The organism is Enterobacter sp. MGH 37, from assembly GCF_000534515.1.
In the GTDB taxonomy this organism is placed as follows: Bacteria; Pseudomonadota; Gammaproteobacteria; order Enterobacterales; family Enterobacteriaceae; genus Enterobacter; species Enterobacter kobei.
Genome location: NZ_KI973206.1, coordinates 543,665 through 560,087, shown reverse-complemented (window position 1 = coordinate 560,087; position 16,423 = coordinate 543,665). Strand labels below are relative to the sequence as shown.

The following is a 16,423-nucleotide window of genomic DNA, read 5'->3' as shown; positions in this document are numbered from 1 at the left end:
ATCTCCTTAGAAGCAATAAACATTTTTTAAAAAAAACACCCAGAGATAATTTTATGCTCTGATACCCTGACTTTGCCTGAAAAGAATGAATTATTATAACGAGGATATTATGCACATTACCTACGACCTTCCGGTAACGATTGAAGATATTCAGGACGCCAGAAAACGCCTGGCGGGTAAAATATATAAAACCGGCATGCCGCGTTCGAATTATCTCAGCGAGCGCTGTAAGGGTGAAATATTCCTGAAGTTTGAAAATATGCAGCGTACCGGCTCGTTTAAAATTCGCGGTGCGTTTAATAAATTAAGCTCGCTGACCGATGCTGAAAAGCGTAAGGGCGTCGTCGCCTGCTCGGCGGGAAACCACGCGCAGGGTGTGTCGCTATCGTGTGCAATGCTCGGCATTGACGGCAAAGTGGTGATGCCGATGGGCGCGCCAAAGTCTAAAGTAGCCGCGACGCGTGACTACTCGGCGGAAGTGGTGCTGCACGGCGAGAACTTCAACGACACCATCGCGAAAGTGAGTGAAATCGTCGAGATGGAAGGGCGCATTTTTATCCCGCCGTATGACGATCCGAAAGTGATCGCCGGACAGGGCACCATTGGCCTGGAAATTCTCGAAGATTTGTATGATGTGGATAACGTGATTGTTCCCATCGGCGGTGGCGGATTAATTGCCGGGATTGCAACGGCCATTAAATCCATTAACCCGACCATTAATATTATTGGCGTACAGTCTGAAAATGTTCATGGGATGGCGGCATCATACCAGGCCGGAGAAATCATCAACCATCGCGTCACCGGTACATTAGCTGACGGTTGCGACGTATCTCGTCCGGGTAAATTAACCTTCGAAATCGTCCGCGAACTGGTTGATGACATTGTGCTGGTGAGCGAAGACGATATTCGCAACAGCATGATTGCGCTTATTCAGCGAAATAAAGTGGTGACGGAAGGTGCTGGCGCGCTGGCCTGCGCGGCATTATTAAGCGGCAAACTTGACCACTATATTCAGGGCCGAAAAACCGTCTGCATTATTTCCGGCGGCAATATCGATCTCTCCCGTGTTTCCCAAATTACCGGCTTCGTTGACGCATAAAGGTGACCTATGAGCAACACAGAAAGCATTATCGTTGGCCAGACAAAAACGTCCTCCTGGCGTAAGTCTGATACCACCTGGACGCTGGGCCTGTTCGGAACCGCCATTGGCGCAGGCGTGCTGTTCTTCCCTATTCGCGCAGGCTTTGGCGGGTTGATCCCCATCCTGCTGATGCTGGTCCTCGCGTTCCCGATTGCATTTTACTGTCACCGCGCGCTGGCGCGTCTGTGCCTGTCCGGGAGTAATGTCTCCGGCAACATTACCGAAACGGTGGAAGAGCACTTCGGCAAGACCGGCGGGGTGGTCATCACCTTCCTCTACTTCTTTGCCATTTGCCCACTGCTGTGGATTTACGGCGTGACCATTACCAACACCTTTATGACGTTCTGGGAAAACCAGCTCCAGCTGCCTGCGCTGAACCGTGGTGTAGTGGCGCTGTTCCTGCTGCTGCTGATGGCCTTTGTGATCTGGTTTGGTAAAGATCTGATGGTGAAGGTGATGAGCTTCCTGGTGTTCCCGTTCATCGCCAGCCTGGTGCTGATTTCCCTGTCGCTGATCCCATACTGGAACTCGGCGGTGATCGACCAGGTCAACCTGAGCGATATTTCCTTTACCGGTCATGACGGCATTCTGGTCACGGTGTGGCTGGGGATCTCCATCATGGTCTTCTCCTTCAACTTCTCGCCCATCGTCTCCTCATTTGTGGTCTCCAAGCGTGAAGAGTACGAGCCCGAGTTCGGTAAAGCGTTTACCGAGCAGAAATGTTCCAAAATCATCGGTCGCGCCAGCATGCTGATGGTCGCCGTGGTGATGTTCTTCGCCTTTAGCTGCCTGTTTACGCTCTCTCCGCAGAACATGGCGGATGCCAAAGCGCAGAACATTCCGGTGCTCTCTTATCTGGCGAACCACTTTGCCTCCATGTCGGGAACCAAATCGACATTTGCCACGGTGCTGGAATACGGTGCGTCCATCATCGCGCTGGTCGCTATCTTTAAATCCTTCTTTGGGCACTATCTGGGCACGCTGGAAGGGCTGAACGGCCTGATCCTCAAGTTCGGTTATAAGGGGGATAAGAAGAAGGTTTCCGTTGGCAAGCTGAACACCATCAGCATGGTCTTCATCATGGGCTCCACCTGGGTTGTGGCCTATGCCAACCCGAACATTCTCGACCTTATCGAAGCCATGGGCGCACCGATCATCGCCTCTCTGCTGTGCCTGCTGCCGATGTACGCCATCCGCAAAGCGCCAGCCATGGCGAAATATAAGGGCAAACCCGAGAACATCTTCGTCACGGTTGTGGGCCTGCTGACCATTCTGAATATCGTTTACAAACTGTTCTAACCCATAGCTCAGGAAGAGCGGAGTCATATGATGATTGAGTTTCCGGTAGTACTGGTTATTAACTGCGGTTCGTCCTCTGTTAAGTTTTCGGTGCTCGACGCCAGCAGCTGTGAGACCCTGATGACGGGCATTGCGGACGGTATCAACACCGAAAAGGCCTTTATTTCCGTGAACGGGGGTGAGCCAGTCAAACTGGCTCACCAGGACTACGAAGGGGCGCTGGCAGCCATCGCCCTGGAGCTGGAGAAGCGCAACCTGATGAGCAGCGTGGCCTTAATTGGCCACCGTATTGCACACGGCGGCGACCTCTTCAGCGAGTCGACCCTGATTACGAAAGAGGTGATTGAGCAGATCCGTCAGGTTTCCCCGCTGGCACCGCTGCATAACTACGCCAACTTAAGCGGCGTGGAAGCCGCAGAGCGGTTGTTCCCGGGCGTGCAGCAGGTGGCGGTATTCGATACCAGCTTCCATCAGACGCTGCCGCCTCAGGCGTATCTGTACGGCTTGCCGTACCGCTATTTTGAAGCGCTGGGCGTACGGCGTTACGGTTTTCACGGCACTTCCCATCGTTACGTGGCCGGACAGGCGCATACGCTTCTCGGGCTGTCCCCCGACGACAGCGGGCTGGTGATTGCTCATCTTGGTAACGGGGCCTCCATCTGCGCGGTGCGCAACGGTGAGAGCGTCGATACCTCCATGGGCATGACGCCGCTGGAAGGGCTGGTGATGGGCACGCGCTGTGGCGACGTGGATTTTGGCGCGATGGCGTGGATTGCCCAGCAAACCGGCCAGTCATTTGATGATCTGGAGCGCGTGGTTAACAAAGAGTCAGGGTTGTTGGGGATATCCGGCATCTCCTCCGATTTACGCGCGCTGGAGAAAGCCTGGCACGAGGGCAATCAACGGGCGCAGCTGGCGATCCACACCTTTGTCCACCGGATTGCGCGGCATATCGCCGGTCACGCGGCATCGCTGCATCGTCTGGATGGCGTGATCTTTACCGGTGGTATTGGCGAAAACTCGAAACTGATCCGCGCGCTGGTGGCGGAGCATCTGAAGGTCTTCGGCATCCTCCTCGACGAGGCTAAAAATGCCCTGCCGGGCAGCGCGGGCGAGCGCGTCATCAGCACCGATTCCTCCCGCGTAGTCTGCGCGGTTGTCCCTACCAATGAAGAAAAAATGATCGCGCTGGACGCCCTCCGTCTTGGGAAGGTCACCCCGGCTGCGGCTTACGCCTGATATAGCGAGAAACACATGAACGTAACAATCGATACAGGCGTCGCGCCCTACAGCGACGCATGGGCTGGCTTTCGCGGTGAAGAATGGAAAAACGCCGTCAACGTGCGCGATTTTATTCAGCATAACTACACCCCTTATGAAGGCGACGAAGCTTTCCTCGCGCAGGCGACGCCAGCAACGACGGCGCTGTGGCAGAAGGTGATGGTCGGCATTCGTCAGGAGAATGCCACCCACGCCCCGGTAGATTTTGATACTAACATTGCCACCACCATTACCGCTCACGGGCCGGGTTATATCGATCAGGATCTGGAGACGATCGTCGGGCTGCAAACCGATAAACCGCTCAAGCGCGCCCTGCATCCGTATGGCGGGATCAACATGATCCGCAGCTCGTTTGAAGCCTATGGCCGCGAGATGGATCCGCAGTTTGAATACCTGTTTACCGACCTGCGTAAAACCCATAACCAGGGCGTGTTTGACGTCTACTCGCCGGAGATGATGCGCTGCCGTAAATCCGGCGTGCTGACCGGTCTGCCGGACGGCTACGGACGCGGGCGCATCATCGGTGACTACCGACGCGTGGCGCTGTACGGCATCACCTATCTGGTGCGCGAGCGTGAGCTGCAGTTTGCGGATCTCCAGCCGAAGCTGGAACGCGGTGACGATCTCGAAGCGACGATCCGCCTGCGTGAAGAGCTGGCGGAGCACAAGCGTGCTTTGCTCCAGATCCAGCAGATGGCGGCGAACTACGGCTTTGATATTGCGCGTCCGGCGATGAACGCGCAGGAAGCGGTGCAGTGGGTCTACTTTGCCTACCTGGCGGCGGTGAAATCCCAGAACGGCGGGGCGATGTCGCTGGGGCGCACGGCGTCGTTCCTTGATATCTACATTGAGCGCGACATGCAGGCCGGACGGCTAAATGAGGCGCAGGCGCAGGAGCTGATCGACCACTTCATCATGAAGATCCGCATGGTCCGCTTCCTACGCACGCCGGAGTTCGACACGCTCTTCTCGGGCGATCCGATCTGGGCGACGGAAGTGATTGGCGGAATGGGGCTGGACGGCCGCACGCTGGTGACCAAAAACAGCTTCCGCTATTTGCACACCCTGCACACCATGGGGCCTGCGCCGGAGCCCAATCTGACGATCCTCTGGTCTGAACAGCTGCCGATTGCGTTTAAGAAATATGCCGCGCAGGTGTCGATTGTCACCTCCTCACTGCAGTACGAGAACGACGATCTGATGCGAGCCGACTTCAACAGCGACGACTACGCCATTGCCTGCTGCGTCAGCCCGATGGTGATCGGCAAGCAGATGCAGTTCTTTGGCGCCCGCGCCAACCTCGCGAAAACGCTGCTGTACGCCATCAACGGCGGAGTGGATGAGAAGCTGAAGATTCAGGTCGGCCCGAAAACCGCGCCATTGCTGGATGAGGTGCTGGATTACGACACCGTGATGGCCAGCCTCGATCACTTTATGGACTGGCTGGCGGTGCAGTACATCAGCGCGCTGAATCTCATTCACTATATGCACGATAAGTACAGCTACGAAGCCTCACTGATGGCGTTGCATGACCGTGACGTCTATCGCACCATGGCCTGCGGCATCGCCGGGCTGTCGGTCGCGGCGGACTCTCTCTCCGCGATTAAATACGCCACGGTGAAACCGGTGCGCGACCACACCGGTCTGGCGGTTGATTTCGTCATCGAAGGTGACTATCCGCAGTACGGCAACAACGACGACCGCGTGGACAGCATCGCCTGCGACCTGGTTGAGCGCTTTATGAAGAAAATTCAGGCGCTGCCGACCTATCGCAATGCGGTGCCGACCCAGTCTATTCTGACCATTACCTCCAACGTGGTTTACGGTCAGAAGACCGGGAATACGCCGGACGGTCGCCGCGGCGGCACGCCGTTTGCCCCTGGCGCGAACCCGATGCATGGCCGTGACAGAAAGGGGGCGGTGGCCTCGCTGACGTCGGTGGCCAAGCTGCCGTTCACCTATGCGAAGGACGGGATCTCCTACACCTTCTCTATCGTGCCGCAGGCGCTGGGCAAAGATGAGCTGGTGCGCAAAACCAACCTGGTGGGGCTGCTGGACGGGTACTTCCACCATGAAGCGGCCATTGAAGGCGGGCAGCACCTGAACGTCAACGTAATGAACCGGGAAATGCTGCTGGACGCCATTGCGCATCCGGAAAATTACCCGAATCTGACCATTCGTGTTTCAGGCTATGCCGTGCGCTTTAATGCCCTGACGCGCGAGCAGCAGCAGGATGTGATATCGAGGACGTTTACTCAATCTATCTAAAAGTGTGTTCACATGCCCCCTCAACGCAGGGGGCACTTTTTTGCCCGCTAAACATACAAAATTGTTTATATAATTACTCACACATATTCATCCGCTCTTGAAAAACAATGTTCCTGCTTTTCCCAATAACAAAATGTAAGGACAGTAAGATGATGAAAATGACCCGTATTGCTTTGATTGCAGCGTCGTTGGCGGTGTGCAGTTTTACCGCGCAGGCCGCGAACGTTGAGGCAGCCCCGTCTCCATCGCAGGATCCGCTGGTACAGCACCTGAAGCTCAGCAATGAGCAGATTAATAAGATTAAAGAGTTGCATCAGCAACTGGAGCAAAACGTCAGCAAGATCCCAATGACGGGCGTGAAGGACGGCGCGCTGATCGACATGTTCCAGGCGGGTAAATGGGACGAAAGCACGGTGAAAAGCCAGCTTACCGCCTTCAGCAAAATTGAAGAGCAGACCCGTTATTACCGCGTGAAATATTACTTCGACGTCAGCCAGGTATTGACACCGGAACAGCGTAAGCAGATCAGAACCGATATGGCTAACGCGCTGGCTGAGTGATGTTGGAATCATTCGTATAAAATGAAACCTCACAGAATCGCTTTAAGTAGATTCTGTGAGGAATGAGCGTGACCATCATGCTGATGCCCGTTCGTTCCATGCATCAGAGAATTGAATATTCCCGTCGCAATAGGTCCAGGTCGCTTTTTCATAGCGCAATTGAACAGATTCAAGGTGGCCAGTACCTGGACAGTTACGAGTATCGTTAACAATAGGCGAAATAGAGACAACTTTCACACCTTCCAGCTCAGTTCTAAAGTATTCAACCTCCCAACCTGCGTTATTGATTCGGTAATATCTAATCTCAACTTTCTTAAGGTTTTGCCCTGTCGCTACCGCCTTATAAAGATAGGGAGATGAGCTATCAATTTCCTTCTCGAATAAAAAAGGCGCGTGTTTCCTCGTTCCGGTTAATCTTCCGGAGAGTGGATCGGTTGGAATACTCAAGTTATGGGTTAAACCTCTAATTTCAACACTCCCTTCACGATCCTGAACATCACATGAACCTTTAATGAGTGAGCCACCGTCGTCATAGAACCAAATGTGAACAGGTACGGCCATGATAAAAAACTCCTTCTATATATCAATCGTGTATCCATTTTCCTGCTTTTACCGCTTCGTCAAACATTCTTACCGTCAATGGCTTTGATATTTGCTTAACCGGTTCTTTTGTAAACCATTTCCTGAAAAACCATGTTTGAGTCCAGGGGAAATAATTTCCAGTGTTAACTTCGATAAGATACTCTTTTTCAAATCTCTCAATGGCATATATGACATCATCCAGATCGGTGTAATCCTGTAAAACATCATCTATCTCAAGCGGAATTCTCTTGCCTGTAAATGTTCCTTGTTCTGGTAAGTTGTCCCTGAAGAATTTTAAAACATCAGTTTCAGTGTCCATCTTCACCAAATCCGGTCTTTTGGGTGAGCAATCGTATTATATCTCGAAAGCGTTTTGTAACTTATCATTGCAACATCTGCTGCAAGTATGGTTATCCCGAGGGCAGGTATCCATCGGCCAATGAACGCACCTAAATTTTTGGTATACATTGGTTTTCTGTATTTGAAACTTGCGAGTGTAATTGTAGGTAGTCGGTGTGGTAGCTGTACATTCAGTAGATCTCGCAGGTATTTAGATGCCACGGATGTGCCTATTGTAGCCGTTTCTGGTTTTGTTCTGGTTTCAAGTACAGGTAAACCAAGAATCATACTTGCCATCATTACTGCATCCTTTAATCCGCCGAACTGTTCATCGGTGGCATCGAGAAAAATCCAAAAAAATAGCTCAGATGCCGAGATGTTACACACTCCTTTATAAAAGTATGTTCCATTGAGTTCTTCAACGGTGTCCATAGTATAACCATAATCATCAGGTGGTTTGTTGAGATGTCATCCTATAAAAAAGAAAGGGGTGAGAGTAGGACATTCATCTTTATAAATTCCGAAATATTCTCGTTTTGAGGATGATATAATTTTTTAAGCTGCATCACACTTAGAATTATTTACCTGTATTTTAGGATTTTATAGAAAATCTTTACTCGCAATTTAGCAAATCCTCACAAAGATTGTGACTTTTTTCTCCGCCTCAGCGGATATGATCTTCCCACACCAATAACAAGCACCTGCTGCCCTCTGACTCGCAATCGCTGGCGATCGGAATCTAATAAAAACAACTGTTTACCCTACAAAATAAGCGAGTACCCAATGGATACGGCAACAAACAGCAGTGTGATTGTGAATGATTCCCCTGCGGCAAGGCGGGCGGGAATGAGTGAAAGCGAGTGGCGAGAAGCGATTAAATTCGACAGCACCGACACGGGCTGGGTCATCATGAGTATCGGGATGGCCATTGGCGCGGGGATTGTTTTTCTCCCAGTGCAGGTTGGATTAATGGGATTGTGGGTCTTTTTGCTCTCGTCGATTATTGGTTATCCGGCCATGTATCTGTTCCAGCGTTTGTTTATTAATACGCTGGCGGAGTCTCCGGAATGCAAAGACTACCCAAGCGTAATTAGCGGTTACTTAGGTAAAAACTGGGGCATCCTATTAGGTGCGCTCTATTTCGTGATGCTGGTGATCTGGATGTTTGTTTATTCCACTGCCATCACCAACGACAGCGCATCGTATTTGCATACTTTCGGTGTGACCGACGGGTTGCTGTCTGACAATCCGTTCTACGGTTTATTCCTGATCTGCATTCTGGTCGCCATTTCTTCACGCGGTGAAAAGCTGCTGTTTAAGGTCTCCAGCCTGATGGTGCTGACCAAACTATTCGTGGTTGCCGCGCTGGGGCTGTCGATGATTGGCCTCTGGCATTTAGCCAATGTGGGCATGCTGCCACCGGTGGGTCTGCTGATTAAAAACGCCATTATTACGTTGCCCTTTACCTTAACCTCCATTCTGTTTATTCAGACTTTAAGCCCGATGGTTATCTCGTACCGCTCACGGGAAAAGTCCGTTGAAGTGGCGCGACACAAAGCATTGCGGGCAATGAATATCGCTTTTGGCGTACTGTTTGTGACGGTCTTCTTTTACGCTGTCTCTTTCACCCTGGCAATGGGACACGACGAAGCGGTCAAAGCCTACGAACAGAATATCTCTGCCCTGGCGATCGCGGCGCAATTTATCAGCGGCGACGGTGCGGGCTGGGTCAAAATCGTCAGCGTAATTCTCAATATCTTTGCCGTGATGACGGCATTCTTCGGCGTCTATCTGGGCTTTCGTGAGGCCACGCAGGGGATCGTGATGAACGTCCTGCGCCGCAAAATGCCAACAGAGAAAATCAATGAAAGCACCGTCCAGCGCGGCATCATGTTATTCGCCATTCTGCTGGCCTGGAGCGCGATTGTCTTAAACGCGCCGGTATTAAGCTTCACCTCCATTTGTAGCCCTATCTTCGGCATGGTGGGCTGCCTGATCCCTGCATGGCTGGTCTATAAAGTGCCAGCACTGCATAAATATAAAGGCGTGTCGCTGGTGATTATTGTTATCACCGGGCTGCTGCTTTGTGTTTCTCCTTTCCTCGCATTCTCCTGAGGGTAATTAAGGTCGTAACGATGTCTGAGCAAACTCATCCTTTATGGAATCAATTTATTCGCGTGGTGCAGGAAGAAGTTAAACCTGCACTGGGGTGCACCGAACCCGTTTCTCTGGCGCTGGCTTGTGCAATTGCCGCAGAGCACCTGTCAGGCGACGTAACACAAATTGAGGCGTGGGTATCGCCGAACCTGATGAAGAACGGGCTGGGCGTAACGGTACCGGGTACCGGAATGGTCGGGTTGCCGATTGCGGCGGCGCTGGGCGCCATCGGTGGTAATGCGCAGGCGGGGCTGGAGGTACTGAAAGATGCCAGTGCGGATGCGCTGGTACGGGCTAAAGCGCTGCTGAATGCCGGTCAGGTGCAGGTGAAACTTCAGGAACCGTGCGAAGAGATTCTCTATTCACGAGCCTGTGTATACGCCGGTGATGCCTCGGCGATGGTGACTATCGCGGGCGGGCATACCCGTGTGGTGGAGGTGGTGTGTCAGGGCGAAACGCGCTTCAGGCTGGACGATCAACAGGCAGAGGCAGGGAGTGACCCCCTGGCGGTGCTGTCAACCACGACGCTTTCGCAGATCCTGGAGTTTGTCGAGCAGGTCCCGTTCGATGCGATCCGGTTTATCCTTGATGCCGGGCGTTTGAACGATGCGCTCTCACGTGAAGGGCTCAGCGGGCAATGGGGGTTGCACATTGGTGCGACGCTCGATAAACAGCGCACCCGCGGATGGATGGCACAGGATCTGGGTTCAGATATTGTTATCCGCACCAGCGCGGCCTCGGATGCCCGCATGGGCGGTGCGACACTGCCAGCGATGAGTAATTCCGGGTCAGGAAACCAGGGGATCACCGCGACTATGCCGGTTGTTGTTGTGGCTGAACACGTTCAGGCTGACGACGAGCGGCTGGCGCGGGCGCTGATGCTTTCACATCTGGCGGCCATTTATATCCACTACCAGCTTCCGCGCTTGTCCGCATTATGTGCAGCAACGACGGCGGCAATGGGCGCAGCGGCAGGCATGGCGTGGCTGATGGACGGAAGCTACAAGACGGTTGCGATGGCAATCGGCAGTATGATCGGGGATGTCAGTGGGATGATCTGTGATGGCGCCTCCAATAGCTGCGCGATGAAAGTCTCCACCAGCGTCAACAGTGCCTGGAAAGCAGTCATGATGGCGCTGGACGATTCTGCCGTAACGGGCAATGAGGGGATTGTGGCGCACGATGTGGAACAGTCTATTTCCAACCTGTGCGCACTGGCGTGCCGCTCGATGCAGGCAACGGATCGGCAGATTATCGAGATTATGGCGAGTAAGGTGTAAAGAATACCCCTCTCCCGTTTGGGAGAGGGGTAAGGTTAATTACACCGGTAAATCAATCAGTAGCGCCCGCAATGCCGTATCGGCCTCCAGGGTAATATTCGCTTCATCACGAATAAACGCCCCGTCACCACAGGTGAGCGCCTCTTTCTCTTCCGTATGCGTTACGGCATGCACCGTACCGTGGATGGACTGTAAATACGCACGCGGTCCATGAAGCTGGAAGCTCGCCTGCTCACCTTTCTTCAGTTCGATATGATGCAGCCATACCTGCTGACGTAGCTGCAGGCTGCCTTTGCTGCCATCAGGCGACGCAATCAGCTGCTGCTTATCGCCCGTTAAATCTACCTTTTGTACCAGCGGGTTTTCCCGCTCAGGGCAGGCGTCCAGCCACAACTGCATACGGGTCAGCGTTTTATCTTTGCTGAGGTTATGCTCGCTGTAACTGATGCCCGGCTGCGTGGAAATTAACAACGCTTCGCCAGCCTTTGCCTGGACATGATTGCCCTCGCTATCGCGGTATTCTGCCTCGCCTTCCAGGATCAGGTTCAGGATATCGACTTTCGGGTACGTACGCGGCTGGAAGGACGCGCCAGGGGCGAGCACTTCCTGGTTCAATACGCGTAATGAAGCGTAACCGAGGAGTTTAGGGTCAAAGTAGTGTCCAAAAGAAAAGGTGTAGCGGGCCTGCAGCCAGCCGAAATCGGCTTGTCCGCACTGTTTAGCTGTTCTTGTCGTAATCATAAACTTGACCTCTCTTTACACTAAAACAATGGTAAAGGTATGGACGCTGCATTGTTAGCCAGATATTCTGCCCGGTATGTTCAAATTTCCTGAATGAGAACGAGATGGCTAAAGAGAGAGCATTGACGCTTGAGGCGCTTCGCGTCATGGACGCGATTGACCGGCGCGGCAGTTTTGCGGCAGCCGCTGATGAACTGGGGCGCGTTCCGTCGGCGCTGAGTTACACCATGCAGAAGCTGGAAGAGGAGCTGGACGTGGTGCTGTTTGACCGCTCCGGTCATCGAACAAAATTCACCAACGTGGGCCGAATGCTGCTGGAGCGCGGTCGCGTGTTGCTGGAAGCGGCGGATAAGTTAACGACCGATGCCGAAGCGCTGGCGCGCGGTTGGGAAACCCATCTGACGTTAGTGACCGAAGCGCTGGTGCCTACTGAAGCGCTGTTCCCGCTGGTTGACCGTCTGGCTGATAAAGCGAACACGCAGCTGTCGATCATTACCGAAGTGCTGGCAGGCGCGTGGGAGCGCCTGGAGACGGGCAGGGCGGATATCGTTATTGCGCCGGATATGCACTTCCGCTCGTCGTCGGAAATCAACTCGCGCAAGCTCTACAGCGTGATGAACGTTTACGTTGCCGCACCCAATCACCCGATTCACCAGGAGCCAGAGCCGCTCTCTGAGGTGACGCGCGTGAAGTATCGCGGCGTGGCGGTCGCTGATACCGCGCGTGAACGTCCGGTGCTGACGGTGCAGTTGCTGGATAAACAGCCTCGTCTGACGGTCACTTCACTGGAAGACAAACGACAGGCGCTGCTGGCCGGGCTTGGCGTGGCAACCATGCCGTATCCGTTTGTGGAAAAAGATATTGCGGAAGGGCGTCTGCGCGTTGTGAGCCCGGAGTACACCAGCGAAGTGGACATTATTATGGCCTGGCGTCGCGACAGCATGGGCGAAGCCAAATCGTGGTGCCTGCGCGAAATACCCAAACTCTTTGCGCACCACAACAAATAAGCGTGCAGGCCCGGTAAGCGTAAGCGCCACCGGGCAATAATTTACGCAGCGATCTTAGGATCCGGACCAAAGCGGTTTTCGCCCGGCGTACCGGACTGGCAGTTGAAGATCAAAATCACAATCCATCCCACGATCGGGATCAGCAGCAGCAACAGCCACCACGCCGAACGATCGGTATCGTGGAGGCGTCGAAACTGCACGGCCCAGGAAGGCAACAGAATAAATAAGCCGTAAATTGAGGTGAGAACGCCTTCCCCGCTCGCCCACTCCCAGCCCAGAATTTTATCCACGATGCTTAGCACCAGCGCGAAGATGAAGTTCACCAGAATGAACATCCAGTACTCTTTGCGGCGGGCGCGGCCACCAAATCCAATATAGTTGCGCAGTACGTTTAAATACCAGTCCATTTTTCCTTGCCTCAATAATCGGTCAATCACTTGTTTTTTAAGCGATCGAGATAAGGATAGATGGAGATTGTGAATTAAAAAAGGGCATCTGGTGATGCCCTTGATATTTATCCAAAACGCACGTCGCGACCGTGCGGCTCATCCAGATCCTGCCACGGGCCGATGGAGATAATGCCCGTCGGATTAATGGTCTTGTGGCTGCGGAAATAGTGGGTGCGGATATGGTCGAAGTCGACCGTTACGGCAATGCCCGGCATCTGGTAGATGTCGCGCAGGAAACCATACAGGTTCAGATAGTCACTGATACGATGCTTGTCGCACTTAAAGTGAGTGACATAGACCGGATCAAAGCGCACCAGCGTGGTCCACAGACGAATATCGGCTTCCGTCAGGCGGTCGCCTGTCAGATAGCGATGCTGGCCTAGGATCTGCTCCAGACGCTCCAGCGATTCAAACACTTTCCCGACCGCGTCGTCATAGGCTTCCTGGCTGGTCGCAAACCCGGCTTTATAGACACCGTTGTTGACGTTGTCGTAGATCCAGCTGTTCAGCTCGTCAATTTTATCGCGCAGCTCAACCGGGTAGTAGTCCCCGGCGCGGGCGCCGTGTGCATCAAACGCGGTATTGAACATGCGGATGATTTCCGCAGATTCGTTGCTGACAATCGTCTGGTTTTTCTTGTCCCACAGTACCGGGACAGTAACGCGTCCGGTGTAGTGCGGATCGGCACGCAAATAAAGCTGGTAGAGGAAATCGTGGTGGTAAAGATCGTCACCGGTCGCGGCGGGGAAATCACTGTCAAACGTCCAGCCGTTTTCCAGCATCAGCGGGTTGACCACCGAAACCGGAATGAGGGATTCAAGGCCTTTAAGTTTGCGCACAATCAGCGTGCGGTGTGCCCACGGGCAGGCCAGAGAAACATAAAGATGATAACGATCTTTCTCGGCCGCGAAGCCGCCTTCACCGCTCGGGCCAGGTGCGCCATCGGCGGTCAGCCAGTTACGGAAGGCCGAAACAGAGCGCTTAAAGCGTCCTCCGGTGGATTTTGTGTCATACCAGACATCCTGCCAGACGCCGTCTACGAGTTGTCCCATTTTTTCTCCTCCGTCAGATAGCAAAAGCGAGGAGATGTCTCCTCGCTTTGTGTTTATTCAGTATAGCGTGCTTACCACTTCTTATTCAGAAGGCGGTCGATGCTGTATGCGCCCGGGCCAGTGACTGCCAGCAGCAGGAAGCCACCCGCGATGGTCAGGTTTTTCATGAACATCAGAGAGTTCACGCCTTCCGCAAAGTTGCTGTGGAAGATGAACGCTGTCAGCACGGTGAAGCCCGCGGTAAACAGCGCGGTAGTACGGGTCAGGAAACCGAACAGAACCGCCAGGCCGCCGCCGAACTCAAGCAGAATGGTCAGAGGCAGCAGGAACCCCGGCACGCCCATGGCTTCCATGTACTGCTGGGTACCCGCATAACCGGTGATTTTTCCCCAACCCGCTACGATAAACAGGATTGGCATCAGAATACGCGCTACCAGTACACCAACATCTTCTAATTTTTTCATTTTACTCTCCAGGAAACCACATCAGCGGCTGAACTTTATTTGTGTGCAATTCCGGGTAGATACCGCGGCTTTGCTGTCGATGGAGAGGATAATAAACGGGGCGGGTGACAATTGTTAGCAAGGAAAACTGTCAATCTTCTTCAAAGATATTGAGTAAAAACAGGTGCGCGCTGGTGCCCTCACCCCAACCCTCTCCCACGGGGAGAGGGCGCAAAAACAAAAACGGTAACCTGAGTTACCGTTTTGCTTTTACCTCGAAGCCGCCACCCGGCGAGAAGGCTACCTCAGCTGCTGCTGACGCAACGTCGCTTTCACCAAACGCCAGGCGCTCCAGGCACCAAAACCGCGGCGTGCACAGCGGATGAGCATATTTGGATGACGAACCGTCCAGATAGCCATTACGCTACTGCCGACCAGCGCCCATGAACGCAGGCTCAGAAAGGTATTCCAGCCACGGTCAAACCGCCGCGTCGCGTCAATCCAGTCGCGACGGCTGGCAGAAAGATCCAGCCGTTGCTGCTGGATCTGACTTAACAGGTAGGCTTTGCGCTTCTGACGTTCGGCTTTATCGCTCACGGCTTGTCATCCTCCAGCAGGGCGCGATCGTTAGCCAGCTCCTGACGCGTATGGCGCAGGAAAGTCGACTTGCGTGCTTTGCGCAGCGTCCAGATGCCGCCAATCAACGCGGCGACCAGCAAAACGACGGTGGTGGCAATCATCGCGTTGAGTCGATACTGCGGATCAATGGCCCAGATGATTAACACCATCAGGCTCATCAGACCAAACGCGGCGAAGAGCATGGTCAGGCCGAGCATCAGCAGCATCTGGAAGAGATTTGCTTTCTCCTCTTCCAGCTCGACCACTGCCAGCCGGACGCGCGTTTCGGCAATCCCGACCAGCGTGGTTAAAATACGCTGGCCGATGCCGAGGACGTTGTTAGCAGGCCCTTGTGCGTGACGAGGATCTTCCATATCAACGACGCGTCAGAAGAACACCCAGTACCACACCGACGGCGGCACCAATACCTACCCCCGTCCATGGATTATCGCGCACATATTCGTCCGCGCGAGCCGCCGCTTCACGGGTCTGTTTTGCCAGTGCATCACCGGTTTCACCCAGGCGGTAGCGGCTCTCTTTCAGCGCCTGCTCCGCTTTGCTACGCAGCTTGCTCACTTCTTCTTTCGACTTGTCGGCGGAAGAGTTCAACACCTCTTCAAGGGTATCGGCCAGGGATTTCAGTTCAGCGCGCAGATGTTCAGACGTCGTATCTTTTGACATGATTCTCTCCTGTTGAGATTTCCGTTAACTCAATAATCGCGAGCTTCCAGCGCTTTCAGGTCGTCCTGCGCTTCTTTCAACTTCTTCTCGCGCTTAGCAATTTTTTCCGCATCCCCTTTCTCTTTCGCTTCCTGCAGGTCTTGACGGCGCTCGGCTATCTCGTCCTTCTGTTCAGCGATTTTTTTCTGATGATCGGCACGTAGCTTGCTGTCTGTACAGTTTGCTTTCACTTCGCTCAGCGCTTTTTTAAGACCATCAACACGGTGCTGATTGTTATGCTTTTCGGCATAACCGATCTCACGCTGAATATCCTGTTCTTTCTCCTGACAGAGAGAGTTGGCGAAGGTCGCTGTGCTTAAAGAAAAAAGGGCCAGAGCCAGAGTCATGCGGAATTTCATTATCGAAACCTTCCATTGTGTTGCGGCGTAAGCCGCTTTCCAGAATGATGCGGAGTACATTCGAGGGGTGCTCCGCGTACTTAAGCATAGTAAGTAAACGGGGGATTCACCAAAGTGAGTGAAAAGA

At 53.4% G+C, this 16,423-nt stretch carries 19 protein-coding genes; 8 read left to right on the top strand and 11 right to left on the bottom strand.

The features are described from left to right. The first annotated feature begins 109 nt into the window (after window positions 1–109). The 5 genes from tdcB to L383_RS08555 all read left to right on the top strand — a co-directional run bounded on the left by tdcB (window position 110) and on the right by L383_RS08555 (window position 6,549). Window positions 110–1,099 (top strand): bifunctional threonine ammonia-lyase/L-serine ammonia-lyase TdcB, encoded by a 990-nt coding sequence (gene tdcB / locus L383_RS08535; RefSeq protein ID WP_023331369.1) that lies wholly within the window; start codon window positions 110–112, stop codon window positions 1,097–1,099. A gap of 9 nt (window positions 1,100–1,108) precedes the next feature. Next, the gene (tdcC, locus tag L383_RS08540) at window positions 1,109–2,440 is read left to right on the top strand and encodes a threonine/serine transporter TdcC (RefSeq protein WP_014885343.1); all 1,332 of its coding nucleotides are present in this window, start codon (window positions 1,109–1,111) and stop codon (window positions 2,438–2,440) included. 30 nt (window positions 2,441–2,470) lie between these two features. Further along, complete coding sequence (gene tdcD, locus L383_RS08545; RefSeq protein WP_023331368.1) at window positions 2,471–3,679, top strand: propionate kinase; 1,209 nt, start codon at window positions 2,471–2,473, stop codon at window positions 3,677–3,679. 15 nt (window positions 3,680–3,694) lie between these two features. Then, window positions 3,695–5,989, top strand: coding sequence for a formate C-acetyltransferase (gene pflB, locus L383_RS08550; protein ID WP_023331367.1), 2,295 nt, complete (start codon window positions 3,695–3,697; stop codon window positions 5,987–5,989). A 149-nt stretch (window positions 5,990–6,138) separates the two neighbouring features. Continuing rightward, on the top strand, window positions 6,139–6,549 hold the full coding sequence (locus L383_RS08555; protein ID WP_014885340.1) for a Spy/CpxP family protein refolding chaperone: 411 nt from the start codon (window positions 6,139–6,141) through the stop codon (window positions 6,547–6,549). 75 nt (window positions 6,550–6,624) lie between these two features. Here L383_RS08555 and L383_RS08560 read toward each other — a convergent pair whose 3' ends face one another. From L383_RS08560 to L383_RS0124145, 3 genes are read right to left on the bottom strand one after another with little or no spacing between them, the layout of a single operon-like run. Continuing rightward, window positions 6,625–7,110, bottom strand: coding sequence for an Hcp family type VI secretion system effector (locus tag L383_RS08560; RefSeq protein ID WP_014885339.1), 486 nt, complete (start codon window positions 7,108–7,110; stop codon window positions 6,625–6,627). A gap of 22 nt (window positions 7,111–7,132) precedes the next feature. Continuing rightward, on the bottom strand, window positions 7,133–7,450 hold the full coding sequence (locus tag L383_RS08565; RefSeq protein WP_014885338.1) for a DUF1493 family protein: 318 nt from the start codon (window positions 7,448–7,450) through the stop codon (window positions 7,133–7,135). A 2-nt stretch (window positions 7,451–7,452) separates the two neighbouring features. Next, complete coding sequence (locus tag L383_RS0124145; RefSeq protein WP_032629512.1) at window positions 7,453–7,902, bottom strand: STM2901 family protein; 450 nt, start codon at window positions 7,900–7,902, stop codon at window positions 7,453–7,455. 351 nt (window positions 7,903–8,253) lie between these two features. Here L383_RS0124145 and L383_RS08570 point away from each other — a divergent pair, with 351 nt between their 5' ends. Both L383_RS08570 and L383_RS08575 read left to right on the top strand, forming a co-directional pair. After that, the gene (locus tag L383_RS08570) at window positions 8,254–9,585 is read left to right on the top strand and encodes an SLC5/6 family protein (protein ID WP_014885337.1); all 1,332 of its coding nucleotides are present in this window, start codon (window positions 8,254–8,256) and stop codon (window positions 9,583–9,585) included. A 20-nt stretch (window positions 9,586–9,605) separates the two neighbouring features. Beyond that, complete coding sequence (locus tag L383_RS08575) at window positions 9,606–10,907, top strand: L-cysteine desulfidase family protein (RefSeq protein ID WP_023331366.1); 1,302 nt, start codon at window positions 9,606–9,608, stop codon at window positions 10,905–10,907. 39 nt (window positions 10,908–10,946) lie between these two features. Here L383_RS08575 and L383_RS08580 read toward each other — a convergent pair whose 3' ends face one another. Beyond that, window positions 10,947–11,648, bottom strand: a complete 702-nt coding sequence (locus tag L383_RS08580; protein WP_014885335.1) for a pirin family protein — start codon at window positions 11,646–11,648, stop codon at window positions 10,947–10,949. Window positions 11,649–11,752: 104 nt separating this feature from the next. Here L383_RS08580 and L383_RS08585 point away from each other — a divergent pair, with 104 nt between their 5' ends. Then, window positions 11,753–12,655 (top strand): LysR family transcriptional regulator, encoded by a 903-nt coding sequence (locus L383_RS08585; RefSeq protein ID WP_014885334.1) that lies wholly within the window; start codon window positions 11,753–11,755, stop codon window positions 12,653–12,655. A 41-nt stretch (window positions 12,656–12,696) separates the two neighbouring features. Here the strand turns inward: L383_RS08585 and L383_RS08590 are convergent, their stop codons facing one another. The 7 genes from L383_RS08590 to L383_RS08620 form a co-directional block, all read right to left on the bottom strand. Continuing rightward, window positions 12,697–13,062 (bottom strand): DUF805 domain-containing protein, encoded by a 366-nt coding sequence (locus tag L383_RS08590; protein ID WP_014885333.1) that lies wholly within the window; start codon window positions 13,060–13,062, stop codon window positions 12,697–12,699. Between the two features lie 107 nt (window positions 13,063–13,169). Then, complete coding sequence (locus L383_RS08595) at window positions 13,170–14,156, bottom strand: glutathione S-transferase family protein (RefSeq protein WP_023331365.1); 987 nt, start codon at window positions 14,154–14,156, stop codon at window positions 13,170–13,172. A gap of 71 nt (window positions 14,157–14,227) precedes the next feature. Further along, complete coding sequence (locus L383_RS08600; RefSeq protein WP_014885331.1) at window positions 14,228–14,620, bottom strand: DoxX family protein; 393 nt, start codon at window positions 14,618–14,620, stop codon at window positions 14,228–14,230. Between the two features lie 279 nt (window positions 14,621–14,899). Then, window positions 14,900–15,196, bottom strand: coding sequence for a YqjK-like family protein (locus L383_RS08605; protein ID WP_023331364.1), 297 nt, complete (start codon window positions 15,194–15,196; stop codon window positions 14,900–14,902). Beyond that, the gene (locus L383_RS08610) at window positions 15,193–15,591 is read right to left on the bottom strand and encodes a phage holin family protein (RefSeq protein ID WP_014885329.1); all 399 of its coding nucleotides are present in this window, start codon (window positions 15,589–15,591) and stop codon (window positions 15,193–15,195) included. Before L383_RS08610 ends, L383_RS08605 begins: the two co-directional genes overlap by 4 nt. Window position 15,592: 1 nt before the next feature. Beyond that, window positions 15,593–15,898: an ElaB/YgaM/YqjD family protein gene (locus tag L383_RS08615; RefSeq protein WP_008503141.1), complete on the bottom strand. Its 306-nt coding sequence runs from the start codon at window positions 15,896–15,898 to the stop codon at window positions 15,593–15,595. 29 nt (window positions 15,899–15,927) lie between these two features. Next, window positions 15,928–16,296 (bottom strand): DUF1090 domain-containing protein, encoded by a 369-nt coding sequence (locus tag L383_RS08620; RefSeq protein WP_014885328.1) that lies wholly within the window; start codon window positions 16,294–16,296, stop codon window positions 15,928–15,930. Window positions 16,297–16,423: the final 127 nt, after the last annotated feature.

Bases quoted from the DNA above. Each gene is read 5' to 3' on its own strand.
- tdcB (WP_023331369.1), top strand. From the start codon at position 110: ATGCACATTACCTACGACCTTCCGGTAACGATTGAAGATATTCAGGAC.
- L383_RS0124145 (WP_032629512.1), bottom strand. From the start codon at position 7,902: ATGGACACCGTTGAAGAACTCAATGGAACATACTTTTATAAAGGAGTG.
- L383_RS08565 (WP_014885338.1), bottom strand. From the start codon at position 7,450: ATGGACACTGAAACTGATGTTTTAAAATTCTTCAGGGACAACTTACCA.
- L383_RS08595 (WP_023331365.1), bottom strand. From the start codon at position 14,156: ATGGGACAACTCGTAGACGGCGTCTGGCAGGATGTCTGGTATGACACA.
- L383_RS08555 (WP_014885340.1), top strand. From the start codon at position 6,139: ATGATGAAAATGACCCGTATTGCTTTGATTGCAGCGTCGTTGGCGGTG.
- L383_RS08560 (WP_014885339.1), bottom strand. From the start codon at position 7,110: ATGGCCGTACCTGTTCACATTTGGTTCTATGACGACGGTGGCTCACTC.
- L383_RS08570 (WP_014885337.1), top strand. From the start codon at position 8,254: ATGGATACGGCAACAAACAGCAGTGTGATTGTGAATGATTCCCCTGCG.
- L383_RS08585 (WP_014885334.1), top strand. From the start codon at position 11,753: ATGGCTAAAGAGAGAGCATTGACGCTTGAGGCGCTTCGCGTCATGGAC.
- L383_RS08615 (WP_008503141.1), bottom strand. From the start codon at position 15,898: ATGTCAAAAGATACGACGTCTGAACATCTGCGCGCTGAACTGAAATCC.
- L383_RS08620 (WP_014885328.1), bottom strand. From the start codon at position 16,296: ATGAAATTCCGCATGACTCTGGCTCTGGCCCTTTTTTCTTTAAGCACA.
- tdcC (WP_014885343.1), top strand. From the start codon at position 1,109: ATGAGCAACACAGAAAGCATTATCGTTGGCCAGACAAAAACGTCCTCC.
- L383_RS08575 (WP_023331366.1), top strand. From the start codon at position 9,606: ATGTCTGAGCAAACTCATCCTTTATGGAATCAATTTATTCGCGTGGTG.
- L383_RS08610 (WP_014885329.1), bottom strand. From the start codon at position 15,591: ATGGAAGATCCTCGTCACGCACAAGGGCCTGCTAACAACGTCCTCGGC.
- L383_RS08580 (WP_014885335.1), bottom strand. From the start codon at position 11,648: ATGATTACGACAAGAACAGCTAAACAGTGCGGACAAGCCGATTTCGGC.
- pflB (WP_023331367.1), top strand. From the start codon at position 3,695: ATGAACGTAACAATCGATACAGGCGTCGCGCCCTACAGCGACGCATGG.
- L383_RS08600 (WP_014885331.1), bottom strand. From the start codon at position 14,620: ATGAAAAAATTAGAAGATGTTGGTGTACTGGTAGCGCGTATTCTGATG.
- L383_RS08590 (WP_014885333.1), bottom strand. From the start codon at position 13,062: ATGGACTGGTATTTAAACGTACTGCGCAACTATATTGGATTTGGTGGC.
- tdcD (WP_023331368.1), top strand. From the start codon at position 2,471: ATGATTGAGTTTCCGGTAGTACTGGTTATTAACTGCGGTTCGTCCTCT.